Here is a 26,357-nt window from a genome sequence, read left to right as displayed (position 1 = left end):
TATATTGTATGCTGCCATTTTCGTGGAGGGAATCAGATGAAACAGTCGTCTTTGGAGCACAGAGTTGCAATGATTCAAAATATAAGAGAAATATCATCAAATAACGAAAAAACGATTAACCGGATACATGGTGTTGTGGGTAGGCAGACAGCCTTTGACAGTGAGGCAAGGAGTACAAAAAGCAGATTTAAATACCGGATGCTGATTGCTATTTTTCTATTTGGCATCTACGCACTGGCAAGTGTGAACAAAATGGAATACATGGGGGTCGGAACCGGAGAGATTGACAGGATGATAAGTCAGAGCTTGGATTATGAGGAAGTATTTCATCAAATGAATCTCCCCTTGACGGGCATAACACAACAAGAGTAGTCAGCAAAATATGCAAGGGATAAAAGGTACGAAGAATGGTGTGGTGATGGGATTGGATAATAAGGGGAAAGCAGGAGACGGCCTTTTGAGGCTTACGAGAATTGGAATCTGGATATTTATGATTTACGTGCTTATCGGCTACATAAAGGCTTATCACGATAAAGCAAGGGATTATGCAAAAGCAAAAAGAATGGCATATCAGGATATTATGACAGGCTTATATAACCGTACGGCGTACGCAAAGGATATTGCAGAGTTAGAAAAGCAGCTTTTGCAGAGCCCGGAGGACCTGTCTCTTATTTATGCCATCTTTGATTTGAATGATTTAAAAAAGATGAATGACTATCACGGACATGGTATGGGAGACCGTTATATTGCCATAACAGGACAAATAATCAAAAAAGCCTTTGAAAAAGTGGGAAAATGTTATAGAATAGGTGGAGATGAGTTTGCCGTTTTGATAAAGGACAAGCCGGTGGAAGAATATCACAAGGCTGTTCGTGAGCTCAAAAAACTCATGGAAAGAAAAAATGAAGCCCTTGATTTGGAATTTTCCTTGGCGTTTGGCTATGAAGTGTATGAAGCCGGCAAATTTACTTCGCTCAAAGAGCTTATAGACAAGGCGGATAGAAATATGTACGAGAACAAGTATATTACAAAGGAAGAGATTGGAAAGGAAGTTTATGAGAAAACAAGCATTACCCGACGAGATACTGTTAAAAATAGATAAGCCTGCGAGATATATAGGTAATGAAATAAACAGTGTAAAAAAAGATTTAAAGGATATTCAGATTCGTTTTGCAATGTGTTTTCCCGATGTATATGAAATCGGAATGTCGCATCTGGGAATACAGATTTTATATGATATGCTTAACAGCATAGAGGATGTCTACTGTGAGAGGGTATATTCTCCATGGACGGATTTGGACAAAATAATGAGGGAGCGAAACATCCCTCTTTTTGCGTTGGAAACGCAGGATAATATTAAGGATTTTGATTTCCTCGGAATCACAATCCAGTATGAGATGTGCTATACCAATATTTTACAGGTATTAGACCTCAGCCAGATTCCGCTTCTCGCTAAGGATAGAGAAGAGGAATGTCCTATCGTGATAGGCGGAGGACCTTGTACCTATAATCCGGAGCCTTTGGCGGACTTTTTCGACCTGTTTTATATCGGGGAGGGAGAGACTGCCTATTTCCCGTTGCTTGAGGCATATCGGGAGAATAAGAAAAAGGGAGGAAGCAGACAAGATTTCCTGAAAAAAGCAGCACAAATACCGGGCATCTATGTGCCTGCCTTTTATGAGCCTGAATATAACGAGGACGGAACAATACTTGATTTTAAACCGCTTATAGAGGAGGCACCGCGGACAATCCGAAAAGAAATCGTGATGGACGTGACAAATACCTATTATCCGAAAAAGCCTATTGTACCGTTTATCAAAGCGACACAGGATAGAGTTGTGCTTGAAATACAAAGAGGCTGTATCCGAGGCTGTCGTTTTTGCCAGGCGGGTATGATTTACAGACCGGTGAGGGAACGAGACCTTGAGATGCTCAAGGAATATGCCTATGAAATGCTTCATAACACGGGTCATGAAGAGATTTCGTTAAGCTCCCTGAGTTCCAGCGACTATTCCCAGCTGCAAGGGCTGGTAAACTTCTTGATAGAGGAATTTAAGGAAAAAGGCGTAAATATTTCGCTGCCTTCCCTTCGTATTGACGAATTTTCCCTTGACGTTATGAGCAAGGTTCAGGACGTGAAAAAGAGCAGCCTTACCTTTGCGCCGGAGGCGGGCTCTCAGAGACTTCGTGATGTAATTAACAAAGGGCTTACCGAAGAAGCTATTTTGGAAGGAGCCGGAAAAGCGTTTGATGCGGGCTGGAACCGTGTGAAGCTCTATTTTATGCTTGGACTTCCGACGGAGACAGAGGAAGATATGGTTGGAATTGCGGAATTGTCGGACAAGATTGCAAGACGCTATTATGAGATTCCGAAGGACCAAAGAAACGGTAAGGTTCAGATTGTTGCAAGTACCTCCTTTTTTGTTCCGAAGCCATTTACGCCGTTTCAGTGGTCACCGATGAGCACAAAGGACGAGTTTATTGAGAAAGCAAAAATTGTAAAGCAGGCGGTCAAGGCACAGCTAAACCAAAAGAGTATTAAGTACAATTGGCATGAGGCGGATTTGACAATCTTAGAAGGTGTGCTTGCAAGGGGAGACAGAAAGGTGGCAAAGGGGCTTTTAAGAGCCTATGAGAAGGGCTGTATGTATGACTCGTGGACAGAGAGCTTCCACTATGACAGATGGATTGAGGCGTTTGAGGAAACCGGCGTCGATATGGATTTTTACACAGTGAGGGAAAGAGCTATGGATGAGGTATTCCCTTGGGATTTTATTGATACAGGTGTGACAAAGGAATTTTTAAAGAGAGAATGGAACAATGCGGTTTTGGCAAAGGTAACAAAAAATTGCCGTATTGGTTGTTCAGGCTGCGGTGCGACAGTGTTTGAAGGAGGTGTCTGTTTTGAAAATTAGAATTAAATTCAACAAGTCAGGTGTTATGAAATTTATCGGACATTTGGACATTATGAGATATTTTCAAAAGGCAGTGAGACGCTCCGACATCGATATTGCCTATTCGGGAGGCTACAGTCCTCATCAGGTTATGTCATTTGCGTCTCCGCTGGGAGTTGGTATTACAAGCGACGGCGAATACATTGATATAGAAATCAATTCGCCGATTACCTCCAAGGAGGCATTGAAGAGGTTAAATGATACGATGGCGGAGGGGATTGAAGTATTATCCTTTCGAAAACTTCCGGATGACAGTAAAATTGCAATGTCTATTGTAGAGAGAGCAGACTACGAGGTGACATTTCGATCGGGATATGAGCCGGAAGCAGGCTGGGAGGAGCGCATTACGCCTTTCTTTTTGCAGGATGAGATTATCGTGCTGAAAAAGACGAAGAAGAGCGAGAAGGAAGTGGATATTAAGCCGCTGATTTATTCAATTGCAGCCCAAAACGGCAAAATTTCCATGCAGATTGCAGCGGGAAGCGTCAACAATTTAAAGCCGGAGCTGGTTATGGAGGCGTTTTGTGAATATATCGGTTTTTCACTTCAGGAATTTGCACTTTTGATTCACCGCAAAGAGCTGTATGCAAATGTTGGAGACGAAGAGAAGAGAGAATTTATAGCGTTAGAAGATATGGGTGAGGATATCAATGAGTAAAGTTGTGATAACAAGTCTGCCAAAGCTAAAGGATTATATTGTGACAGCGCAGTATGAGGAGGAAAAGCTTATGCTTCTCGACTGCGACAATCGGCGGGAGCGTTCCATCTTAAATAATATTTATATCGGAAAAGTAAAAAACCTGGTGCCGAACATTCAGGCTGCCTTCATTGAGATTGAAAAAGGCTTTGAGTGCTATTACTCTTTGGAGGACAATCGAAATCCTTTTTTTGTGAATGCAAAGAAGAATAATAAGTTAAATATCGGAGATGAGCTGGTTGTCCAGGTGTCAAAGGAGAATATAAAAACAAAGCAGCCGGTGCTTACCTCAAATATTGCATTGACTGGAAAATATGTGGTCGTTTCTGCCGGAGATAAAAAGCTTGGCATTTCGAATAAATTGAAGGTGAAGGAGAAGCTTCGCATCAAGGAGCTGTTTGACGGTCATTTAGACGGTAAATTTGGCATTATTGTAAGAACAAACGCAAAAAATGCGACAGATGAACAAATTCTTGAGGAAGCGGACAAGTTAAAAGACAAGCTAAAGACTCTGATGGAAAATGCGGTTCATCGCACGTGCTACAGCGTGCTTTACGAGGCGGAAGATAACTATCTTAGCATTTTAAAAGGCATCAATGAAGCAGGTATGGAGCAGATTATCACGGACGACAGGGATATCTATGACAGAATTAAGGACTATCTGGCAGATAACAATATGGAGCCAGAGAAGTATTTGTCCTTTTATGAAGATGCGCTGCTTCCGCTTTATAAGCTGAAAAGTCTGGAAACTGAGTTAAAGCATGCCCTGCAGGAGCGGGTATGGCTTAAATCGGGTGCCTATCTCGTCATACAGCCAACGGAGGCATTTACGGTAATTGATATTAATACCGGAAAATTTACCGGGAAGAAAAATTTACAGGAAACTTTTTTGAAAATTAATGTGGAAGCAGCGAGGGAGATAGGAAGGCAGCTAAGACTTCGAAATATTTCCGGGATTGTTGTGATAGACTTTATCGATATGGAACAACCGGAAGCAAAAAAGACCTTGATGGAGGAATTTGATAAAGTTCTGAAAAAAGATCCTGTCACCGCAAATCTCGTCGGAATGAGCAGGTTAAATCTTGTTGAGCTGACGCGGAAAAAAGTGAGAAGGTCACTTAGGGAACAGGTAACGAAGCCTTGCAAGGTATGCGGCGGAAGCGGAGTTTGCTTTGGTGGAATGGCGGAATAGACGGATAAAATTGGGAGAGTGAATGATGAGTGCAATAAGTCTGTGTATGATTGTAAAAGATGAAGAAGCGAATTTGAAAAAAACATTACAAAGTGTCTGTGATTATATCGATGAAATCATTATCATTGACACCGGTTCCAAGGACAAAACAAAAGAGATATCCAAACAGTATACAGATAAGATATATGACTATGCTTGGAATAACAGTTTCAGCGATGCAAGAAATTATTCTATCAGCAAGGCAAGCAATGAGTACATATTGGTTCTGGATGCGGATGAGGTGGTTGATGAGTTTGACATGGAACAGATAAAAAGTCTGATATCAGCGAATCCTGAGAAGGTAGGACGCCTGTTGAGAGTAAACGAATACGAAAGAAACGGGATGCCGTATCGGCAGATGGAAAGGGTAAACCGTTTATTTTCTAAAAAATTGTATTGTTATGACGGTATCATTCATGAACAGGTAATCTCCAAGGAAGGTTCGGAGAAGAAATATGATACCTATCTTTTGCCGCTTAAAATTATACATTCCGGTTATGAGGGGGATTTGGAGACCAGAAAGAAAAAAACAGAGCGAAACATTGAACTTTTAAAAGAGGCTCAAAAAGAAAATCCGCAGGACCCTTATATTATTTATCAGTTGGGAAAAAGTTATTATATGGCGGAGGATTATGTGCAGGCATGCAGCTATTTTGATAAAGCGCTATATTTCGATTTAGACACCAGACTTGAATATGTGCAGAATATGGTGGAAAGCTATGGATATGCTCTGATGAACTGCAAAGAGCATGAGAGAGCATTACAGTTAATCAGCGTGTATGATGAATTTAAAGGTTCAGCTGATTTTGTCTTTATGATTGCACTTGCGCTCATGAATAACGGACGGTTTCAAGAGGCAATTGAAGAATTTCTAAAGGCAGCTGAAAAAACATCTTGTAAGATGGAAGGTGTAAACAGCTATATGGCATTTTACAATATTGGAGTCATTTACGAATGTATGGGAAATTTCGAAAATGCATATGTTTATTACGTAAAATGTGGGGATTATGAGCCGGCAAAAGAGCGTCTGCGCCAAATGAAACAAGTAAAGCTGTAGACAGCTTCACTTGTCATGAATAAAAATATGTTATAAAAAGAAAAAATATTGACGCAGAATTATTATTATGCTATTATATACAAGTATGCCGCACAACGAGGTTATAAGCAGCGCAAGCTCACCGCAGTTGGCGAGTAATGATAATAGGAGGTGCCATATGTACGCAATTATAGCAACAGGTGGTAAACAGTACAAAGTAGCCGAAGGCGATATCATTAGAGTAGAAAAGCTTGGAGTAGAAGCTGGTGAGACTGTTACATTTGATCAGGTTCTTGCTGTAAACAACGGAAGCTTAAAAGTAGGCGAGCCTACAGTAGCGAACGCAACTGTTACTGCATCAGTAGTAAAAGAAGGCAAAGCGAAGAAAGTTATTGTTTATAAGTATAAGAGAAAATCAGGATATCACAAGAAAAACGGTCACAGACAGTCATTTACACAGGTTAAGATCGAAAAAATTAATGCTTAACAGGCAAAAACATAAGGTCGATTATGATTCAGATTACCATTTATAAAAATTCAAGTGACAATTATATCGGTTTTAAATCATTAGGTCATGCGGGATACGCAGACAGCGGACATGATATTGTGTGCGCGGCTGTATCGGTTTTGGTTATCAATACCGTTAATTCCATCGAGGAGTTTACCGAGGACAAGATTGAGATAAAAACAGATGAAAAAAAAGGACTTATCGAGTTTCGTTTTACCGAACACATCAGTGAGAGGGCGACGCTTCTTATGAATTCCTTAGAGCTTGGATTACAGGGAATTGAACAGGACTACAATGACGGTTATATTAGAATTCAAATCAAGGAGGTGTAGGTTATGATGAAGATGAACCTTCAATTTTTCGCCCATAAAAAAGGTGTTGGTTCTACTAAGAACGGTAGAGATTCAGAATCCAAGAGATTAGGTGCTAAAAGAGCTGACGGTCAGTTCGTAAAAGCTGGAAATATTCTTTACAGACAGCGTGGTACTAAGATTCACCCAGGTACAAACGTAGGTCGTGGCGGAGATGATACTTTATTCGCTTTAGTTGATGGCGTTGTAAGATTCGAAAGAAAAGGAAGAGATAAGAAACAAGTTTCTATCCATCCGGTAGCTATTAACGAGTAAAAGTTTGTGTATGAACCATAAGCCGTTTTTATTTTCACAGATTAAGGGTTAGCTTTTATCGTGAAAATAAAAACGGTTTTTTGTATCATAGGAAATTTCTGAAATTTTCTATGATACAAAATATACGATGTGTATAATTTGAGGTTTCGTATTTTTTCCAAGAAACGAAGTAGTTGCTTCTTAATCCGCAAAGGTGCGAAGTGTGAGAAAAACTCACACTATTTTACAGAATGAAAATAAATGAATTAGATATGATATTATTATAATTGAAAGAAATACGAAATCTCAAATAAGAGAAACAGTTAACAGGAAAGATAAATTTTAGAAGGTGATAAAATGTTTGCAGATAGAGCAAAAATATATATCCGTTCCGGAAAAGGCGGTGACGGACATGTGAGTTTCAGAAGAGAAATATATGTGCCAAACGGCGGACCGGATGGCGGCGACGGCGGAAAAGGCGGCGATGTAATCTTTGTGGTCGACGAGGGATTAAATACGCTGACAGATTTCAGACATAAGAGAAAGTATGCGGCAGGAGACGGAGAGCCGGGCGGCAAGAAGAGATGTCACGGGGCGAACGGAGCTGATATTATTATTAAAGTACCTGCGGGAACCGTAATAAAAGAGGCCGAGACCGGAAAAGTTATTACGGATATGTCCAATGACAATGTACGGGAAACAATTTTAAAGGGCGGAAAAGGCGGACTAGGCAATATGAATTTTGCCACAGCTACGATGCAGGCACCAAAATATGCGCAGCCGGGACAGGCGTTTAAGGAGCTTGAGATTACTTTGGAATTGAAGGTTATCGCAGATGTGGGTCTGGTAGGCTTTCCGAATGTTGGAAAATCCACATTTTTATCAAGAGTGACGAATGCAAAACCGAAGATTGCAAATTATCATTTTACCACGTTAAACCCGAACTTGGGTGTGGTTGATTTGGCTGACGGAAAAGGATTTGTCATTGCAGATATTCCGGGATTGATTGAGGGAGCTTCCGAGGGAGTCGGACTAGGCTATGAATTTTTGCGACATATTGAGAGAACTAAGGTTATGATTCATATGGTGGATGCCGCTTCGACAGAGGGAAGAGATCCGGTGGAAGATATTTACGCCATCAATAAAGAGCTGTCAAACTATAACGAGCAGATAGCGAAAAGACCGCAGGTTATCGCTGCAAATAAAATAGATGCCATTTACGAAGGAGACGAGGATCCGGTACAAAAAATCCGTGACGAGTTTGAACCGCAGGGCGTTAAAGTGTTTGCAATTTCAGCGGTAAGTGGTAAGGGTTTGAAGGAGTTGCTATTTTATGTGGATGAACTGCTTGAGACCTTGGATCCGGAACCAATCGTATTTGAGAAGGAATTTTTCCAAGAGCAAATACCGATATCGCAAGAGCCATATACAATTGAGGTGGAGGAAGAAGGCGTTTTTGTTGTGGAAGGACCAAGAATCGACAAAATGCTCGGCTACACCAATTTGGAATCAGAAAAAGGTTTTGCATTTTTCCAGCGCTTCTTAAAAGAGAACGGAATTTTAGAGGAGCTTGAGAAAGCGGGAATAGAGGAAGGCGATACGGTTCGTATGTATGGTCTGGAGTTTGATTACTATAAATAATAGAAAATGTTTAAACAATTAGGAGGAATTTGTATTTTATGACAAGCAAGCAAAGAGCATATTTAAGAGGGCTGGCAAGCACATTAGATCCGATTTTTCATGTAGGAAAGGCGAGTGTTACGCCGGAGGTGACAGAGGCGGTTGCCGAAGCGCTGGAGGCAAGAGAGCTCATTAAAATAAGTGTGTTAAACAACTGTGCCGATGATCCAAAGGAGATTGCCCAGACGATTTCCGAGAGAACAAGATCACAGGTAGTACAGGTAATCGGTAAGAAAATTGTGTTATACAAGCCTGCAAAGGAGAAAGAGAAACAAAAAATCATTTTGCCAAATAAATAATTAGGGAGATGGAGAAATGGAACGTGAGTGCAAAAAAAAAGTTGGAATTATGGGCGGTACGTTTGACCCGATACATGTTGGACATCTTATGCTTGCAGAGCAGGCGTATGACAGATTTGAGCTTGATAAGGTTCTGATTATGCCCGCCGGAAAACCACCTCATAAGGATAACGAGGTTTCGGCACTTACAAAGCACAGGGTACAGATGACGAGGCTTGCGATAGAGGGCAACAAGCACTTTGAGTTGTCCTTGGTAGAGGTGGAGAGAAGTGGTTACACCTACACCTTTGAGACACTTGAAAAACTTACCCAGGAAAATCCCGATACGGAATATTATTTTATTATAGGAGCCGATTCACTGTTGGAGATTCAGAAGTGGAAGGAGCCGGAAAGAATATTTCAGTGTGCAACCATTTTAGTAGCAACGAGGTACAATCTGGAGTCAGAGGATTTGAAGAAAAAAATAAAAGAGATTGCCAAACTGTATGGGGGTAATATATACTTATTAGATACGCCTAACATTGATTTATCCTCAACCCAGATACGCACCTTAGTGAGTACGGGAAAATCAATAAAATATTATGTTACCGGCGATGTAGAGCGTTATATCTATAAAAACAAGTTGTATAAGCATTTTTAAAGCGGGTGTGTTGTAAATGAAAGAGATTAATTTAGACAAATATCAGCGGAAGCTAAAAACCAGATTAGATAAAGAACGTTATGAGCATACAATCGGAGTGATGTATACGGCAGGCTCACTTGCCATGCGCTACGGTTATGACATTAAATCAGCAATGCTTGCAGGATTGCTGCATGACTGTGCCAAATGTATCCCAAATGATAAAAAGATAGCATTGTGTGAAAAACACAATATCAATATTACAGAGTGTGAGCGGGAAAATCCTTTTTTGCTGCATGCAAAGCTTGGAGCTTTTCAGGCTATGCATAAGTATCGGGTGAGAGACAAGGAAATTATCAGTGCCATTCTAAACCATACGACCGGAAAGCCGAACATGGATTTGCTGGATAAGATTATCTTTGTGGCAGACTATATCGAGCCGAGAAGAGACCGCGCGCCTTTTTTGGACGAGCGCAGACAGACTGCATTTGTGGATATTGATCTTGCCATGTATCAGATTTTGGGCGATACATTGCAGCATTTAAAAAGTAAACCGGGAAGCAGTGACCCGATGACAGAAAAAGCATATGAATATTATAAACAGTTGATTGAAGCGAGAGAGGAGAAAGAGCAGAATGAACAATTCAAAGGAAATGACGAAGATAGCGTTTCAGGCGCTTGACGATAAAAAGGCGGAGGATATCCGTATCATTGATATATCAGGTGTATCTGTTATGGCAGACTATTTTATTATAGCAAACGGTACAAATGAAAATCAGGTAAAAGCGTTGGTTGATAACGTACAGGAAGAATTATATAAGGCGGGCTATGAGAGCAAGCAGGTGGAAGGTTATCGCAGCGGAAGCTGGATACTTCTGGATTACGGCGATATTATCGTACACATTTTCTCAAAGGAAGACAGATTGTTCTATGATTTGGAGAGAATCTGGAGAGACGGTAAAGAGGTAGATGCGTCTAAGCTGTAAGCTTGTTTCCTATGATATAAAAAAAGGCAGTCGGTTTCCGACTGCTTTTTTTATACGGAGCACTGGGCTAACGGTTTTGGATATCTATTGGAAAATTCGAAAAACTCCAAATACTTTACCCAAAATGGTAACTTCATCTACGATAATCGGCTCCATTGTATCATTTTCCGGCTGAAGACGATAGTGGTCTTTTTCCTTGTAAAAAGTCTTAACAGTAGCGGAATCTTCTACCAAAGCGACAACCATCTCGCCGTTTTTTGCGGTGGACTGCTGTGCAACCAAAATCTGGTCTCCGCTTAAAATACCTGCATTTATCATACTGTCACCCTTTACGGTGAGGATAAAGCTGTCCTGATTTGGCATAAGCTCAGTAGGAATCGGAAAGTAATTCTGTATATTCTCTACTGCCAGTATAGGACTTCCGGCGGCAACTGTTCCAATAACAGGAACATTAACCATTTCACGTCTGTTTAAATTAAAAGAATCATCAATAATTTCAATCGCTCTAGGCTTAGTCGGGTCACGACGGATATAGCCGTTTTTCTCCAAGGTTTCAAGATGGGAGTGAACGGATGATGTGGATTTTAAATTGACTGCCTCGCAAATTTCACGAACAGCAGGCGGGTAACCCTTTCCCAAAATTTCTTTCTTTATGTATTCTAATATCTCTAATTGCTTTGCTGTAATTTTGCCCTGAGCCATTCAAAACTACCTCCTAAATTTTATTGATATCAATATCATAACATATCTCTTTGGTGATTGCAAACAAATGTTCGCGAAAAGACAAAATTATTGTTGTAATAAAGCCGTATGACTGAATTGTAAAAAATGATTAGATTGGCATAATATAAAATTTTCACTTAAGCGTGTTAAAAATATGAATTTGAGTAAACCAGAGAATGTGTTATAATATCGTAGGCGGGTTATATCGCAGATAACATAACCCCGAAGAGATACAGCAAACACATAAGGAGAGCAGTAATGACATCAAATAAAATATTATTTATAAATCCGGTTTTTAAGGAAAATATATGGGGAGGCACCAGAATGGCGGAGGAATACGGCTATTCCATACCTAGCAAAACAACCGGAGAATGCTGGGCAGTCAGCGCACATGAGAGTGGAGACTGTGTTGTTGCAGAAGGTGAATTTAAAGGAGAGAGCCTGTCCGAATTATGGAAGAATCATCAGGAATTATTCGGAAATATGGGCGGGGAAAAATTTCCGCTCCTCATTAAAATTATAGATGCGAGAGATGATTTAAGCATTCAGGTTCATCCGGATGACAACTATGCAGGGACACACGAGGAAGGTGCCCTCGGTAAAACAGAGTGCTGGTATATTCTGGATTGTAAGGAGGATCAAGACATTGTAATCGGACATAATGCGGCGACCAAGCAAGAGCTTATATCCATGATAGAAAACCGCGAGTGGGACAAATTAATTCGCAGCCGTCCGGTGAAAAAAGGTGATTTTCTTCAAATTAATCCGGGGACAGTTCATGCAATTAAGGGCGGCACCCTTCTTTTAGAGACACAGCAAAACAGTGACGTCACCTACCGGGTATATGACTATGACCGCCTGACTGACAACAAGCCAAGAGAACTGCATATTGACAAGAGTATTGATGTGATTACGGTTCCGTTTCAGGAAGAGGTACAGAGCATAGAAGAAAAACAAAGTTCACAGTGCCAAAAGCTCGTGTCTTGTCAATATTATGAAGTATTTAAGTTCGAAATTGCCGAGCAGGAAACCTTTGTACAGAATAAGCCATTTTTTATTATGAGTGTGGTGGAGGGCGAAGGAACAATTGACAATCGCGCAATTAAAAAGGGAGAACATTTTATCCTTCCTCACGGGTACGGAGAATATACGTTGGCAGGAAAGATGACGATAATTGCCTCCAATCCGGTGAACATTGCAGGTGTGAGCAGGTAACATAAAGTACAACTGTTATCAGATAAACCTTGGCAAAAGCATTGACAATCAAAAGTAATAGGAATATACTCAAGATAAAGAAAATGATAATCACTTTCATTAACAAAGTTGTTTTAGAATGTATCAAGGATTATTTGAAAAGGAGGATGTTTTATGATACAATTTATTATATCAAATTTACCGACTATCATCGTGAGCTTATTGCTGCTTGCAATGGTAAGTATGATTATACGCAAGATTGTAAGAGATAAGAAGCAGGGAAAGAGTTGCTGCAGCGGCGGGGAGGGCTGTAATGGCTGTTGTCATTCCACTTCCTCATCGGGAGACTCCTGTCATTCCTGATAGGAGAATATTGTAGCCATAGATGCTTTACTCCATTTGCGAATTGTTTCTTACTGTCGGTTATGGGTCAGCCTCTTCTTACATAGAATGGTAGAAATTAGGCGGGATTTCATGTGTATTAAATGGCGGGGCTGTCATTCAATACAGCGGTTGGTAGACTTGAGACATACAGATTATTTGAATTGATATTTAATTCAAAGGCATAATGGAGATGATAACATGAATATAGCACTTGGAATTTTAATACCATTTGTTGGAACTACTTTAGGAGCAGGTTGTGTATTTTTTTTAAGGGATCAGATATCCCCTTTGGTTCAAAAGGCATTGCTTGGTTTTGCGTCGGGAGTTATGATAGCAGCCTCAGTATGGTCGCTGCTTATTCCGGCTATTGATATGTCGGAGGATATGGGAAAACTTTCATTTATCCCGGCGGTTGTTGGCTTTGCTTTGGGTATTGTATTTTTGCTTATAATGGATAAAATAATACCCCATCTGCACTTGAGCAGTGATAAGCCGGAGGGTATGAAAAGCAGTCTGCAAAAGACGACAATGTTGGTACTTGCAGTAACACTTCACAACATTCCAGAGGGAATGGCAGTCGGTGTAGTATTTGCGGGTGTTTTGACCGAAAGCAGTAACATAACGATGGCAGGTGCGTTTGCACTGGCAATCGGTATTGCGATACAGAATTTTCCGGAGGGAGCAATTATTTCCCTGCCGTTAGAATCGGAGGGAAGAGGAAAGAAAAAGGCGTTTTTATACGGCACGCTTTCCGGTGTTGTGGAGCCGGTCGGAGCGATTATCACAATATTGCTCACAAGCTACATCCTTCCTTTTTTACCTTATCTTTTGTCCTTTGCGGCAGGAGCGATGGTATATGTTGTGGTTGAGGAGCTGATACCGGAGGCTTCCGAAGGAGATCACTCTAACATTGGAACGATTGGTTTTGCAGTGGGATTTTTGATTATGATGACGCTTGATGTGGCGCTTGGTTAGAAAATTATAAGGGTATGCCCTCGCGGTTTGTGAAGTAATAACTTCCTATCCGCGAGGGCGTTTTTTTATGAGTAAGACACCAAAAAACACATAAATTTTGACGAGAAGAGAATAATGCTATATACTCAAGAAAAGGTGGAATATTTTAAATTAAAAGGGCGGTGATAAAATGGCAATGTGGAACCCGTGGAGAGGATGTCATAGATACAGCGAAGGCTGTAAATTTTGTTATATTCACAAGGGTGATTACAAGCGAGGAGCAGACACAAACCAGATTGTAAAAACAGAGAAATTTTATGAGCCTATTTTGAAAAATAAAAAGGGTGAATATAAAATAAAATCCGGGCAGATGGTATATTTGTGTTTTTCTACGGATTTTTTTATTGAGGATGCAGACCAATGGCGCGAGGAATGCTGGGAGATGATAAGAGAGCGCTCCGATTTGAATTTTTTATTTCTAACCAAAAGGATAGAACGATTTTGGGACTGTATTCCGAAGGACTGGGAGGATGGCTATGACAATGTGGTCATAGGCTGTACGGTTGAAAATCAGGACAGAGCAGATTTTCGGCTTTCCATATTTGATAAATTACCGATTAAACATAAAAATATTGTTTGCCAGCCTCTTATTGAAAAAATCGATTTATCCGCTTATCTAGAGGATATCGAACTGGTTGTGGTCGGCGGAGAGTCGGATTATAAGGCAAGACCGCTTGATTATGAATGGGTTTTGGATATAAGAGAGCAGTGTATTGAAAATAATGTCCATTTTGAATTTAGGCAATGCGGCACTTATTTTATAAAAGATGGAAAGACGTATAAATTAAACACGAGGGATTTGTGCAGTCAGGCAAAGAAGGCGGGGATAAATTGGTAAAAATAAATTGGAAGAAAAAATATATCATGCCGATAATCGGTATTTGTTTGGCACTGACGGCATGCGAAACAGAGAAAAGCAGCTTAAATCAGACACAAGCAGTTGAAAACACTTATGAAGAAGAAGCCGAACCGGAAGATATAGAAAGTGGGGATTACAGCGACGCGTCTGCCAAGGAGAATGCTGTTGATGAAAAAGAGCAGTTTCAGGAGGTTTCGGAAGAAAGTACAAATAATATAAATGTTCCAGAAACGGTCTCAGAAACGAAAGTATCAGAGGATGAAATACAAAATGCTTATTATGAAAGATATTATAGAGTATGGGATGAAGATGAAATGCTTGCTGCAATCAGTGAGCGAAGCAGCTACTATCAGCAGAGCGGCTATTATAAAGAGGTTATGTACTACATGGAAAATATCAGAGGGGTAACCGATATTGCCAATGTAGTGGAACCGCTTTTTTACACGGATATGAAATACTATTCCGAAGAAAATTTTAAGGATGTACCTAAGATTATAATCAATCTTGCCAAAAATGAAATATATGCAAGACACGGGTATATATTTAAGAGTGAGGATTTGAATAATTATTTTATGGGCTGTATCTGGTATAATCCGCTCTTTTCGGCGGAGGAATTTGATACATCTGTTTTTAATGAATATGAAGAAGCTAATTTGATTGTATTAAGTGAATTAGATACGAAATAAGTTAGCATCTATAACAGTTACACCTAAATTAATTAAATATTAAAAACACATTGACAATCATCTATGTTATTATCTATAATACATATAGATAAATATCTATGTGAGGTGAAACGATGATAAATGAAAAATATACTACAAATGTGGGGTTATTCAAAGCGCTTGCGGATGCAAACAGGCTTATGATTGTGGATATGCTGTCTTGCGGTGAGCTTTGTGCCTGTGAGATTTTAGAGAAATTCAACATAACACAGCCGACCTTATCGCATCATATGAAAATTCTTTGTGATTGTGGTTTGGTGGATGGGCGCAAGGAAGGAAAATGGATGTACTACTCCTTAAATGCTGATAAAGTACAGGATTTCAAAAACTTTTTATGTTCTGTCACGACAGGTACAGAGGATTGCATTTGCAGGGACTCTAATTACGTGGAAGCGGATAAGGAGGGAAAGGATGAGTAAATCAAGGTTATCATTTCTAGACAGGTTTCTTACTGTCTGGATTTTTGTTGCAATGGGGATTGGTGTTTTGATAGGTTATCTGGTACCGAGTTTGTCAGAAATGCTGGAAGGTATGAGTGCGGGCACAATTTCGTGGCCGATAGCAATCGGTTTGATTATCATGATGTATCCGCCGCTTTGCAAAATCAAGTATGAGGAAATCGTTAAGGTTGCAAGGAATAAGAAAGTACTTGGTCTATCGTTGATACAAAACTGGATTATCGGACCGCTTCTTATGTTCTTTCTTGCAGTACTATTTTTACAGGATAAGCCAAACTATGCAATCGGTCTTATTATTATCGGATTGGCACGCTGCATTGCGATGGTAATTGTTTGGAATACATTGGCGAAGGGAGATAATGAGTATTGTGCTGCATTGGTTGCGCTTAATTCTGTATTTCAGATTTTATTTTATTCAATTTATATCTATCTGTTTGTTACGATATTTCCAAGGTGGCTTGGTCTTTCGTGGGGAGGTCAGGCTGTCAATGTATCCATCTGGAGCGTGGCGAAAAGTGTGCTGATTTATCTCGGAGTTCCGTTTGTGGCGGGATTTTTGACAAGATTTATTCTGATAAGAGCAAAATCAAGAGAATGGTATGATCAAAAATTCATACCGAAAATTTCACCCGTCGCATTGATTGCACTGCTATACACGATTATTGTAATGTTTACGCTGAAAGGTCAATTTATTGTAAAACTGCCTCTTGATGTTGTCAGAATTGCAATACCGCTTCTTATTTATTTTACAATTATGTTTCTTATCAGCTTCTTTATGTCCTATAAGCAGGGAAACAACTATGAGCAGACGGTTGCGGTTTCTTTTACGGCAGCAAGCAATAATTTTGAGCTTGCCATCGCGGTAGCGGTAGCTGTTTTTGGAATTTCCTCGGATCAGGCATTTGCGGCTGTGATTGGACCATTGATTGAAGTGCCTGTGATGATTGCACTTGTCAATCTTTCGTTTAGATTTAAAACAAAATATTTTGACAGGAGAGAAGGAATCATATGATTAAAATTGCATTTATCTGTGTTCACAATTCCTGCCGTTCCCAAATCGCAGAGGCGCTCTGCCGCCATCTTGCGGGCGATGTGCTGGAGTGCTATTCGGCAGGAACAGAGACCAAACCACATATCAATGCCGACGCTGTAAGGCTTGTAAAACAGCTTTACGATATCGACATGGAACAGACGCAGTATTCAAAGTTGTTGTCGGATATTCCGGCTGTTGATGTTGTTGTCACGATGGGATGTAATGTAAGCTGCCCATCCTTGCCTTGCAAGTACCGTGAGGATTGGGGACTTGAGGACCCTACAGGTAAGAGTGACGAGGAATTTATCAAGATTATAAAGCGAATTGAGGAAAAGGTGCTTGAATTAAAGAGGGGCATTCAAAGAGTTTGAAGTATAAATTCCCAACCTTTATCATAAATAATTAGAAATGAGTATTATGGCAGAGGTCTCCTTGAAGAAAATATTTATATGCATTTTTGCATTATTTTTGGCAGTGTCCAATCTTACCACCATATGTACGGCAAGTGAGGGCAACACAACAGCAGAGGAGGAAATCGGCAGTCTCTACGCAAAGGGAGCAGTCCTGATGGATGCGGATTCCGGCAGGGTTCTTTACGAGAAAAACGGTGATGAGCAGCTTCCGATGGCGAGTACGACCAAAATCATGACATTGATTGTGACCTTGGAAAATTCAAATATAAGTGATATTGTAACTTTTTCCAAATATGCAGCTTCCATGCCCGATGTACAGCTAAATGCCGTGACCGGGGAGCAGTTTTATCTGGGTGATTTGTTGTATTCGCTTATGCTCGAATCGCATAACGACAGTGCCGCAGCGATAGCGGAGTATGTGGGGGGAGGAGCGTTCCCTCAAAATGCGGAACCAAGGGATCGGACTACGGAGGAAAGCAAGGAATACATCAAAGCCTTTGCAAAGCTTATGAATCAGAAGGCAAGGGATATCGGTTGTTTTAATACATATTTTATAACTCCAAACGGGCTTGATGCGCAGGTGACGATGGAGGACGGAAGCGTCAAGGTACATTCTACAACAGCTAAGGATTTGGCGAGAATTATGGCATATTGTATCGGTGAGTCTCCACAGAAGGAGAAGTTTTTGGAAATCACAAGGACAGCGAGCTATAGCTTCCACAATATGGTGACAAAGGAGGACGGCACGCTGGAGGGCGGAACCCGTTCTTTTTCCTGTAATAACCATAATTCTTTTTTAAATATGATGGATGGCGCATTGTCGGGAAAAACAGGATTTACAAACAATGCGGGGTACTGCTATGTGGGGGCACTTGTGCGAGACGGCAGGACCTTTGTTGTTGCGTTGCTTGCATGTGGCTGGCCAAACAATAAGAGCTATAAGTGGAGTGACACGAAAAAGCTTATGAATTATGGAATTGAACATTATTTTTTTCGTAGCTTTGACGAATATGTCGTAGACGAAACAAAGTTTGAACCGCTGCTGGTGAAAGACGGGCAGACAAAGTATTTGGGACAGAAGGCGTACAGCGGGCTTCGCGTCCAGGATACGAGCGGGAAAGAGGATGGAAAGGACGGACTTCTTTTGCGGGAGGATGAGGAGATAAAAGTCTCTTATGATATCCAGCAGGAGCTGGTGGCTCCGGTAAGCGTTGGAGAAGAGGTGGGAACGATTCAATATACACTGAATGGTGAAATTTTAAAGGTGGAGCAGGTGGTACTCACGGATGGTGTGAAAAAAATTGATTTTCGGTGGTGTTTAGGGAAGGTATTTGAAAAGCTGATATTATAATACATAAAATATTATAGGGAAAATGGCTTTACATTCCTGAGATTATATTTTAGAATCTATGGTAGAGCAATAGAAACGCGACATCTAAAAGGAGGACATTATGAGTGACACAATTTTTCGCTATCACTATAGAGGGCATCTCAATTCAAACAATCCCGATAACTTAGAGGAGGCAATAGAAGCCACAAGGCAAAATATTGCCTCCCTTATGAGAGAAGAAAGGGTTATGACAGCCTGTGTTTACCGGTATGAAAACATGCTTTTTGCTTACTATGAGACCATAGGTGAAGAGCTGGAGCCGGGGGTGCTGTTTTCACCGCTTTCTCCTTGCCTTGCAAAATGGCCGGAAGAGAAAAACGAACGTACATGGGTGAAAATGTATCATGTATTCTACCATGCTATACCGGAGGGGAAGGAGGACTGGAAAAGGGCGAGGAAGCCGGAGCTTCAAAGAGGGCGTATTGCCTTTTTAAAGCCGGAGAAGCTATTTAGTTATGTCTATCATCATGTGGCAATCACCGAGGAAGGTTTACTTCACGGGGACAAATATCAGTCTATCGCCCTGCATGAAAATATTTTGTTCTCCTACTTTGAAGAGCCGAGGACGGATATCAACATCAAAAGAGACTTGTCACAGGAATCAAAGGTCATTGAGGATTGGATTCGGGTCATACCGGAAGACCATTTTATTCAAGGACCTGAACATACAAACTTTACATTCATTTCTGCTTTAATTGCGATGGGGCAGTAGAAGGGAGCGTATATGAACTATAGAAAATTCGGAACAATTACAGATAAAATATCTGCATTGGGATTTGGAGCAATGAGACTTCCAGTAGAAGGGGAGGACAAGCATATCGATGAGGCGGAAGCAATCAAGATGATACGCCATGCGATCGATTCTGGAGTAAACTATGTTGATACGGCATATCCGTATCACGCAGGAGAGAGTGAGATTGTTGTGGGAAAAGCATTGCAGGACGGATACAGAGAGAAAACCTATCTTGCAACCAAATGTCCGGTATGGGAAATCCAAAAGGAAGAGGACTTTGAGCGTATTTTGGATGAGCAGCTGTCAAAGCTTCAGACGGAGAAAATAGATTTTTATCTGCTTCATGCACTGGATAAAGACAGGCTGGAAAATAAAATCAAGAAATTTAACCTGATTTGGCACATGGAGGAGGCGAAAAAAGCGGGAAAGATATCTTATATTGGATTTTCATTTCACGACGAGCTTCCGGTTTTTAAAGAAATTGTGGACTGCTATGATAAATGGGATTTTTGCCAGATACAGTTTAATTATATTAACACTGACTATCAGGCTGGATTAGAAGGTTTGAAATATGCAGCAGGAAAGGGCATAGGCGTTGTCATTATGGAGCCGCTTCTTGGCGGCAGACTGGCCAATCCGTATGAAAACGTGGCAAAGGTATTGCCTGCTGAGAAACAGCCGGTGGAAGCGGCACTTGATTATATCTGGAATTATCCAGAGGTAGCTTTGCTGCTCAGCGGAATGAGTACGATGGAGCAGTTGGAGGACAACTTAACTTATGCGTCAAGAAGCGGTGTCGGGATGCTTAGCGAAAGTGAGCTTCGTATGTATGATGAGGCGAAGCGCGTATTTGACACACAGGCGCTAGTGCGCTGTACCAAATGTGCGTATTGTATGCCCTGTCCCGCAAGCTTAAATATTCCGGAGATTTTTGAGGTATATAATAAGAGTGCGGTTCTTGGCGAGCAAAAGGCAAAGGAATTGTATGAGGAATTGGAAGTAAAAGCAAGCGAGTGCTTGTCATGTAGACATTGTGAAAGTGAATGTCCGCAGCATATCATGATCAGTGAGGTAATGAAGGATGTCTCGAAAGTCCTGCAAACAGCGTAAATTGTTTGACTTTTACATACTTTCATGTTATATTCAACAATAGAATTGAATAATTTATGACAAGTGAAGCTGCTTGCGCTTCATCTTGTTGGATGAAAAAGGTGCCTAATCTATAAGCTTAGTTTATAGGATTAGGATAATAGGGAAATGGGTGAAAATCCCATACGGTCCCGCCGCTGTAAAGAAGGAGCTGCATTTTGATATAAGCCACTGCGTATAACGTGGGAAGGCAAAATGTGGTGATGATAGCTGAGTCAGAAGACCTGCCTTTTGATACGTGATTATAAAAGCTGCGGAGCACAGCATTTTATAATAGATAGCACCGTAAGGTGCCCCTGTTTTGGCTAGGAATCTATTTACTGTCGCGTAATGTGTCTGGATGGTAAATAGATTTTTTTTTATATGATAGGAAATTCCTATCATATAAAAAATTATGCGCACCTCGCAGAGTGGAAGTAGTTGCTACGCAACCTGCTCGGGCGCGGAGAATGTGCTTTGCACATTCTTTGTCTATTTCATGTTTTACAGGGATTATTACATATGTTTAAGGAGGAAGAAATGAGAAAAAAAGAAAACAAATTATTTATGGCTCTTTTGGGCCTTGCTCTTGCGTTTTGTATTGTTCCTACGGCAAATGCCATGCATATTATGGAAGGCTATTTACAGCCGGGTTACTGTGTGGCTTGGGGGGCATTATGCATTCCGTTTTTGGCATTGGGAATCATCAAGATTAAAAAAGTGGTAGGGGAACATAGAAAGGCTTTATTGATACTTGCCATGGTAGGTGCTTACACCTTTGTGCTGTCATCATTGAAATTCCCTAGTGTGACCGGATCTTCCAGCCACCCGACGGGAACCGGACTTGGTGCGATGATATTCGGACCGAATGTGATGGCGGTAATCGGAATTATCGTACTTTTATTTCAGGCAATTCTGCTGGCACATGGCGGGCTCACAACACTTGGGGCGAATACATTCAGTATGGCGATTGCAGGTCCGTTTGTGAGCTACGGTATTTATAAGTTAGGTACAAAGCTGAAGTGGAACAGAAAGGTAACTGTATTTTTGGCTGCTGCCCTCGGTGATTTATTTACCTACTGTGTCACAAGTGTACAGCTTGGTATTGCTCACCCAAGTGCGACAGGAGGAGCCGGCGGTGCCATTGTTGAATTTTTAGGAATTTTTGCTTTGACTCAGGTTCCGCTTGCAATCATAGAAGGTCTGTTGACGGTTGCGGTATTTATGGGACTTGAAACTTATGCAAAACCGGAGCTTTCTGAAATCGGATTCTTAAAGGAGGCAAAGTAAGATGAGTAAAAATACGAAAATAATTGTCGCTTTAATTGCGTTATGTATTGTGCTGACGGTGATACCGTTTGTTATTTCATCAGGCTCAGAGTTTGGCGGAGCGGACGATGCGGCAGGTTCCGTTGTGGAAGAGCTTTCACCGGGATATGAGCCTTGGGCGGCTCCGGTTCTGGAGACAATATTAGGCGGAGAGCTTCCGGGTGAGACAGAGAGCTTATTGTTCTGCCTTCAGGCAGCAATCGGATCAGGTATATTATTTTATGGTTTTGGATATCTGGTAGCCAGAAAAAAATATTCGAAAGAAGGATAAGATAGAGATGCATAATCATCACCATCATCACAACAAAAAGCACCACAGCCACGGCAACAGGACGCTTGATATGGATAATTATGCAGTTAGATCAGGATTAGCTTATGTTAATCCTGATTTAAAATTGTGGGCGGGAGTAATTTCACTAATTCTCTGCCTGTTTTCCCGTGGCTTCACTTCGATCGTCATTGCTGTAGCTATGATAGGCGTTATTTTATACTTTGGCAAGGTAAATGCAGAGGAATATTGGCATTTGTTGCTGATTCCGTTTACCTTTATTTTGCTGAGCGGAATCGTGCTTTTAGTTGATTTGTCTAAGGTGGAAATGGGCATTGTCTCCATCCCAATTTTACATAGATATCTTGTTATTACGTGGGAGTCACTTTTTACGGCAGTTCGAATCAGTGTAAAGGCGATGTGCAGCGTCACCTGTCTCTATATGATTAGTTTGTCTACTCCGATGTATGAGATTATCAAGGTGCTTCGAAAATGCAAGTTGCCGGAAATTATGATTGAATTGATGTTTTTAATTTACCGTTTTATTTTCGTACTGCTTGAGGCTTACAGCAACATGAAAACTGCCGCGGATACGAGGCTTGGGTACATCAACTGGCGAAGGTCTTATCAGTCATTCTTCGGTATTTGTACAAATTTATTTGTCATTGCCTTTCAAAAAGCATCCAAAAATTTTGATGCGATGGAGGCGAGAGGATATGACGGAAATCTCAGGTTTTTGGAGAGCGAAAAGCCTGTCACAAAAAAACAGCTGGGAATATGCGGGGTATATTTTGTGGTGATAATCAGCCTGCTTACCGCGGAAAGGATATTCATATGAGTATGACAAAAAATGTTTTGAAGGTGGAGCATGCGCACTATTCTTACGAGGAAGGACGCTACGCACTCCATAATATCAATGTTGACATAAATGAAGGGGAGAAAATAGCAGTAATTGGAAGTAACGGTGCCGGAAAATCCACCTTTTTTCTCGCATTAAACGGTGTTGTGAAGCTTTCCGAGGGGGATTTATATTTTCACGGAGAGAAGCTGGACTATACAAGAAAGAACCTGCTGAAGCTTCGTAAAAGCGTCGGGATGGTATTTCAAAACCCTGATGACCAGATTATTGCTTCGACGGTTGAGGGCGAGATATCCTTCGGACTTTTTAATATCGGAATGAAGCAGGAGGAGGTGCGCACGAAAGTAGACAGTGTGATGCAGGAGATGAATCTGACGGAGTACGCAAAGAGACCGCCCCATTTCTTAAGCGGCGGGGAGAAAAAGCGTATCACGATAGCTGATGTTTTGGTGATGGAGCCGGAAATTATTTTGTTTGATGAGCCGACGGCTAGTTTGGACTGCAAAAATATAGCTCTTTTTCGTGAACAGATAGACAGGCTGCATGAGAAGGGCGTAACCTTGCTTGTTTCCACCCATGATATGAACTTTGTGTGGGAATGGGCAGAGAGAGTTATCGTATTTGCGGAGGGAGAGATTATCGCAGACGATATACCCGCTGTGATATTTGAAAATGATGAAATCCTAAGCAGGGCATCGTTGCAAAAGCCTCTGTTATTTGAGTATGAAAAAGGCAAGAGAAAATCATAGATTTAATTGTAAAGATACTGAAAGGCTATGATTTTCTATATTCTATCGGTGTCATGTGATAGTGCGCCTTAAATGTGCGGTAGAAGCTGCTTAAATCGAAATAGCCGACACACTCCGCAATCTCCGCGGGTGTGAGCTTGGTAGTTTTGAGCAAATCAGCGGACCTTTGAAGCTTTAAGTTTCGTATCAGTTCGCTGAAGCTAAGACCGGTATTTTCCTTGATAAGGCGTGACATGTGCCGTTCACTATAATTAAAAAACTTCGCCAGCCCAGAGAGAGTCAAACGGGCATAATTTTCCTGAATGTGATTCAGGATATGGATTAAATTATCTTCCCTTACTGCCGGATTTGGCGGCAGCACCACATCGTTTTCATGGTCTCTGAGCAAGATAACAAAAATTGCATGCAGCAGATTATTCATCATAAGGCGCCTATACTTCTTTGGCTCCGTAAATTCTCCATAGATATAGTCAATAAAATCTCTTAAAGAGCTGTTTTCGCCCGTATGGAATAACAAATAGGGGTTTTGCCTCTCAGAATACAGGGCATGGGTAAAAAAATTAGATAAAACAGCATTTTCAGATAAAATTCCAAGAAAAGTAATATCAAAAAGGCTTGTTCGGATTAAGAAGCGATAAAGAACGAAATCGTTTGAAAAAGAATCAATGTCAAGAGCGGTTTGGGGAGATAGGATGCAGAAATCTCCTTTTTGTAAGCCCTGCGGCGAAATGATATTGGAAGCAGTGCTTTGTGTAAGCGGCAAGGCAAAATTTTCGCAGCTTCCCTCCATCACATAGAACAGCTCAAAAAAATCACAATCATGACAAAGGGGCGGCAGACAACAGACATGCTTAAAAATAGCAATGCCTTCATCGGAATCCAAATACGCAGGTTGTGTTTTGGGTTTATTAAAGTGCTCCATTTTATCGCCTCCCTTTTGAAATGTTTAGCGACATTATAACATATAAATTCGAACATGTCATAAAATACAAAAGAAATAGGTCCTGTCCGGCAAAAGACATACCGCCTAAAATATTTTATAGTCTATATTAAGAACACCTTTTTAGGAAGGCTGATAGGAGGCAATGCAATGAGAGAGTTTAAAAATAAAAGAAACCCTGTTTTACCGCTGGACATTCATATTCCGGACAGCGAGGCACATGTGATGCCGGATAACAGACTGTACGTGTATGGCAGCTATGACGACAGAAGTGATATGTTTTGCAGTGAAAAATATCATGTGGTGTCAACGGCGGATATGGAGAATTGGACCATTCATGAGGTAGCGCTGAGAGGGCAGGATATTCCGTGGTTTGGGGATGAGACGGCACCGAAATACCCGGGAATCGACTGGAGCAATCCGACCCCATTTATCCGAAAAATGTTTGAAAACGCTGAACATTCAGGGGAAAAGGAAAAGTTTGAGAAGCAGCCGGAGGGAGAAAAACCAGCACTTTTGTTTGCGCCGGATGCCATATATAAAAACGGAACATATTATCTCTATTTTTGCATGTCGGACGACAGCGAGGGGGTAGCTGTTTCAGCGTCTCCCGAAGGTCCGTTTGAAAATCCGATTCAGCTTCCGTGCGGCGGAATTGATCCGGCGATTTTTACGGATGAGGATGGACAGTCTTATTTTTACTGGGGGCAGCTATTTTCGCATGGTGTGAAGCTGAATGATGACATGATTTCCTTTGATGAGAAGGCTGTTGTGCATAATCTTGTGACGGAGGAGGAGCATTTTTTTCATGAAGGTTCTTCGATGCGAAAAATCGGGAATACTTATTACTATGTCTATGCGGATATGGAGAGAGGAAAACCGACTGCTCTCGGTTATTCCACGAGCAAATCGCCGCTTGGTCCGTTTGAGTACAGAGGAATCATAATTGACAATGCGGCATGTGACCCGGCAAGCTGGAACAATCATGGCTCAATTGAATGTGTGAATGGACAGTGGTATGTCTTTTATCACCGGTGCAGCAGAGGCGTGCAGCAATATCGGAGACTCTGCATTGAGCCAATCACGATTAATGCGGACGGCAGTATTGGCGAGGTCAAAATGACATCGCAGGGAATCGGAGAGCCGTTTGAACCCGGTGAAAAGATTATGGGCTATCAGGCATGTGAATTGGCAGGAACGGTTTATATTGATGCGGACGAGGAATACGAAGAGAAGCTGACGAATATAAGTGATGGAGATGAAGCGGTGTTTCGTTATGTAAGAAGTGCGAAACCATTTGGAAAAATAAAGATTACAGCGTCCGGAAGCGGTACAATCGAGGTACTGATGAACGGTCAAGCTGTCGGAATTGTTAAAATAAAAGATGGAGTTCAAACAAGAGATGAAATTCATATGCCAGGCGGGGAATATGAATTGACATTGCGGTTTTTGGAAGCAGAGAGCTTAGAGCTCATGGAACTTATCTTGTATGGGGCGGAATGATTAATCTAAGAAGTGAGCAAAGGAGTGTGAGAAATAGAAT

The 26,357-nt window shown here is 41.1% G+C and carries 32 protein-coding genes and 1 riboswitch; of the genes, 30 read left to right on the top strand and 2 right to left on the bottom strand.

Annotation, left to right across the window (positions count from 1 at the left end):
- The first annotated feature begins 36 nt into the window (after positions 1–36).
- The 14 genes from CTY48_RS09415 (at position 37) to rsfS (ending at position 10,615) form a co-directional block, all read left to right on the top strand.
- Complete coding sequence (locus CTY48_RS09415; protein ID WP_099468248.1) at positions 37–372, top strand: hypothetical protein; 336 nt, start codon at positions 37–39, stop codon at positions 370–372.
- Between the two features lie 10 nt (positions 373–382).
- Positions 383–1,102 (top strand): GGDEF domain-containing protein, encoded by a 720-nt coding sequence (locus CTY48_RS09410; protein ID WP_099468247.1) that lies wholly within the window; start codon positions 383–385, stop codon positions 1,100–1,102.
- Positions 1,056–2,915, top strand: a complete 1,860-nt coding sequence (locus CTY48_RS09405; protein WP_099468246.1) for a TIGR03960 family B12-binding radical SAM protein — start codon at positions 1,056–1,058, stop codon at positions 2,913–2,915. The genes CTY48_RS09410 and CTY48_RS09405 overlap by 47 nt, the downstream gene beginning before the upstream one ends.
- Positions 2,896–3,612, top strand: a complete 717-nt coding sequence (locus CTY48_RS09400; RefSeq protein ID WP_328587819.1) for a TIGR03936 family radical SAM-associated protein — start codon at positions 2,896–2,898, stop codon at positions 3,610–3,612. Before CTY48_RS09405 ends, CTY48_RS09400 begins: the two co-directional genes overlap by 20 nt.
- Complete coding sequence (locus CTY48_RS09395) at positions 3,605–4,843, top strand: ribonuclease E/G (protein ID WP_099468244.1); 1,239 nt, start codon at positions 3,605–3,607, stop codon at positions 4,841–4,843. The genes CTY48_RS09400 and CTY48_RS09395 overlap by 8 nt, the downstream gene beginning before the upstream one ends.
- A 22-nt stretch (positions 4,844–4,865) precedes the next feature.
- Positions 4,866–5,939: a glycosyltransferase gene (locus CTY48_RS09390; RefSeq protein ID WP_236354859.1), complete on the top strand. Its 1,074-nt coding sequence runs from the start codon at positions 4,866–4,868 to the stop codon at positions 5,937–5,939.
- 157 nt (positions 5,940–6,096) lie between these two features.
- Positions 6,097–6,405 carry a 50S ribosomal protein L21 gene (gene rplU / locus CTY48_RS09385; protein ID WP_099468242.1) on the top strand — a complete coding sequence of 103 codons (309 nt, stop codon included), beginning with the start codon at positions 6,097–6,099 and terminating at the stop codon, positions 6,403–6,405.
- Positions 6,406–6,428: 23 nt separating this feature from the next.
- Positions 6,429–6,758: a ribosomal-processing cysteine protease Prp gene (locus tag CTY48_RS09380; protein WP_099468241.1), complete on the top strand. Its 330-nt coding sequence runs from the start codon at positions 6,429–6,431 to the stop codon at positions 6,756–6,758.
- 3 nt (positions 6,759–6,761) lie between these two features.
- Positions 6,762–7,052 (top strand): 50S ribosomal protein L27, encoded by a 291-nt coding sequence (gene rpmA, locus CTY48_RS09375; RefSeq protein ID WP_099468240.1) that lies wholly within the window; start codon positions 6,762–6,764, stop codon positions 7,050–7,052.
- 336 nt (positions 7,053–7,388) lie between these two features.
- Entirely contained in the window at positions 7,389–8,672 is a 1,284-nt protein-coding gene (obgE, locus tag CTY48_RS09370; protein WP_099468239.1) for a GTPase ObgE, read from the top strand.
- A 38-nt stretch (positions 8,673–8,710) separates the two neighbouring features.
- Positions 8,711–9,010: a ribosome assembly RNA-binding protein YhbY gene (gene yhbY, locus CTY48_RS09365; RefSeq protein WP_099468238.1), complete on the top strand. Its 300-nt coding sequence runs from the start codon at positions 8,711–8,713 to the stop codon at positions 9,008–9,010.
- 16 nt (positions 9,011–9,026) lie between these two features.
- Positions 9,027–9,650 carry a nicotinate-nucleotide adenylyltransferase gene (gene nadD / locus CTY48_RS09360; protein ID WP_099468237.1) on the top strand — a complete coding sequence of 208 codons (624 nt, stop codon included), beginning with the start codon at positions 9,027–9,029 and terminating at the stop codon, positions 9,648–9,650.
- Positions 9,651–9,666: 16 nt separating this feature from the next.
- Entirely contained in the window at positions 9,667–10,311 is a 645-nt protein-coding gene (gene yqeK, locus CTY48_RS09355; protein WP_099468236.1) for a bis(5'-nucleosyl)-tetraphosphatase (symmetrical) YqeK, read from the top strand.
- Entirely contained in the window at positions 10,265–10,615 is a 351-nt protein-coding gene (gene rsfS, locus CTY48_RS09350) for a ribosome silencing factor (RefSeq protein ID WP_099468235.1), read from the top strand. Before yqeK ends, rsfS begins: the two co-directional genes overlap by 47 nt.
- 84 nt (positions 10,616–10,699) lie before the next feature.
- Here rsfS and lexA read toward each other — a convergent pair whose 3' ends face one another.
- Complete coding sequence (gene lexA, locus CTY48_RS09345; RefSeq protein ID WP_099468234.1) at positions 10,700–11,317, bottom strand: transcriptional repressor LexA; 618 nt, start codon at positions 11,315–11,317, stop codon at positions 10,700–10,702.
- A 279-nt stretch (positions 11,318–11,596) separates the two neighbouring features.
- On the opposite strand from lexA, the gene manA reads away from it, so the two are divergent.
- The 15 genes from manA to CTY48_RS09270 all read left to right on the top strand — a co-directional run bounded on the left by manA (position 11,597) and on the right by CTY48_RS09270 (position 23,874).
- The gene (gene manA, locus CTY48_RS09340; RefSeq protein ID WP_099468233.1) at positions 11,597–12,553 is read left to right on the top strand and encodes a mannose-6-phosphate isomerase, class I; all 957 of its coding nucleotides are present in this window, start codon (positions 11,597–11,599) and stop codon (positions 12,551–12,553) included.
- Positions 12,554–12,706: 153 nt separating this feature from the next.
- Entirely contained in the window at positions 12,707–12,895 is a 189-nt protein-coding gene (locus CTY48_RS09335) for a FeoB-associated Cys-rich membrane protein (protein ID WP_099468232.1), read from the top strand.
- A 219-nt stretch (positions 12,896–13,114) separates the two neighbouring features.
- A complete protein-coding gene (locus tag CTY48_RS09330; protein WP_099468231.1) occupies positions 13,115–13,891 on the top strand; it encodes a ZIP family metal transporter in 777 nt (258 codons plus the stop codon).
- Positions 13,892–14,060: 169 nt separating this feature from the next.
- On the top strand, positions 14,061–14,768 hold the full coding sequence (locus tag CTY48_RS09325; RefSeq protein ID WP_099468230.1) for a DUF5131 family protein: 708 nt from the start codon (positions 14,061–14,063) through the stop codon (positions 14,766–14,768).
- Positions 14,762–15,475, top strand: coding sequence for a YARHG domain-containing protein (locus CTY48_RS09320; RefSeq protein WP_099468229.1), 714 nt, complete (start codon positions 14,762–14,764; stop codon positions 15,473–15,475). Before CTY48_RS09325 ends, CTY48_RS09320 begins: the two co-directional genes overlap by 7 nt.
- A gap of 113 nt (positions 15,476–15,588) precedes the next feature.
- A complete protein-coding gene (locus tag CTY48_RS09315; protein ID WP_099468228.1) occupies positions 15,589–15,933 on the top strand; it encodes an ArsR/SmtB family transcription factor in 345 nt (114 codons plus the stop codon).
- Positions 15,926–16,984: an ACR3 family arsenite efflux transporter gene (arsB, locus tag CTY48_RS09310; RefSeq protein ID WP_099468227.1), complete on the top strand. Its 1,059-nt coding sequence runs from the start codon at positions 15,926–15,928 to the stop codon at positions 16,982–16,984. The genes CTY48_RS09315 and arsB overlap by 8 nt, the downstream gene beginning before the upstream one ends.
- On the top strand, positions 16,981–17,376 hold the full coding sequence (locus tag CTY48_RS09305) for an arsenate reductase ArsC (RefSeq protein ID WP_099468226.1): 396 nt from the start codon (positions 16,981–16,983) through the stop codon (positions 17,374–17,376). Before arsB ends, CTY48_RS09305 begins: the two co-directional genes overlap by 4 nt.
- A 61-nt stretch (positions 17,377–17,437) precedes the next feature.
- On the top strand, positions 17,438–18,769 hold the full coding sequence (locus CTY48_RS09300) for a D-alanyl-D-alanine carboxypeptidase family protein (protein ID WP_236354857.1): 1,332 nt from the start codon (positions 17,438–17,440) through the stop codon (positions 18,767–18,769).
- Between the two features lie 100 nt (positions 18,770–18,869).
- A complete protein-coding gene (locus CTY48_RS09295) occupies positions 18,870–19,520 on the top strand; it encodes a hypothetical protein (RefSeq protein ID WP_099468224.1) in 651 nt (216 codons plus the stop codon).
- Between the two features lie 12 nt (positions 19,521–19,532).
- On the top strand, positions 19,533–20,651 hold the full coding sequence (locus tag CTY48_RS09290) for an aldo/keto reductase (protein ID WP_099468223.1): 1,119 nt from the start codon (positions 19,533–19,535) through the stop codon (positions 20,649–20,651).
- Positions 20,652–20,733: 82 nt separating this feature from the next.
- A riboswitch (cobalamin riboswitch) is annotated at positions 20,734–20,936 on the top strand.
- A 273-nt stretch (positions 20,937–21,209) separates the two neighbouring features.
- The gene (locus CTY48_RS09285) at positions 21,210–21,959 is read left to right on the top strand and encodes an energy-coupling factor ABC transporter permease (RefSeq protein WP_099468222.1); all 750 of its coding nucleotides are present in this window, start codon (positions 21,210–21,212) and stop codon (positions 21,957–21,959) included.
- A 1-nt stretch (position 21,960) separates the two neighbouring features.
- The gene (locus CTY48_RS09280; protein WP_099468221.1) at positions 21,961–22,269 is read left to right on the top strand and encodes an energy-coupling factor ABC transporter substrate-binding protein; all 309 of its coding nucleotides are present in this window, start codon (positions 21,961–21,963) and stop codon (positions 22,267–22,269) included.
- Between the two features lie 7 nt (positions 22,270–22,276).
- On the top strand, positions 22,277–23,104 hold the full coding sequence (gene cbiQ, locus CTY48_RS09275; protein ID WP_099468220.1) for a cobalt ECF transporter T component CbiQ: 828 nt from the start codon (positions 22,277–22,279) through the stop codon (positions 23,102–23,104).
- Positions 23,101–23,874, top strand: coding sequence for an energy-coupling factor ABC transporter ATP-binding protein (locus tag CTY48_RS09270; RefSeq protein WP_180272691.1), 774 nt, complete (start codon positions 23,101–23,103; stop codon positions 23,872–23,874). The genes cbiQ and CTY48_RS09270 overlap by 4 nt, the downstream gene beginning before the upstream one ends.
- A 25-nt stretch (positions 23,875–23,899) precedes the next feature.
- Here the strand turns inward: CTY48_RS09270 and CTY48_RS09265 are convergent, their stop codons facing one another.
- A complete protein-coding gene (locus CTY48_RS09265) occupies positions 23,900–24,796 on the bottom strand; it encodes a helix-turn-helix transcriptional regulator (RefSeq protein WP_099468218.1) in 897 nt (298 codons plus the stop codon).
- Positions 24,797–24,964: 168 nt separating this feature from the next.
- Here CTY48_RS09265 and CTY48_RS09260 point away from each other — a divergent pair, with 168 nt between their 5' ends.
- A complete protein-coding gene (locus CTY48_RS09260; protein ID WP_099468217.1) occupies positions 24,965–26,317 on the top strand; it encodes a family 43 glycosylhydrolase in 1,353 nt (450 codons plus the stop codon).
- Positions 26,318–26,357 lie beyond the last annotated feature (40 nt).

The sequence above is a fragment of the Konateibacter massiliensis genome (genome assembly GCF_900184995.1).
Taxonomy (GTDB): domain Bacteria; phylum Bacillota; class Clostridia; order Lachnospirales; family Lachnospiraceae; genus Lachnotalea; species Lachnotalea massiliensis.
Note: the sequence above shows the minus strand (reverse complement) of the source record. Positions and strands in the feature narration are given on the sequence as shown.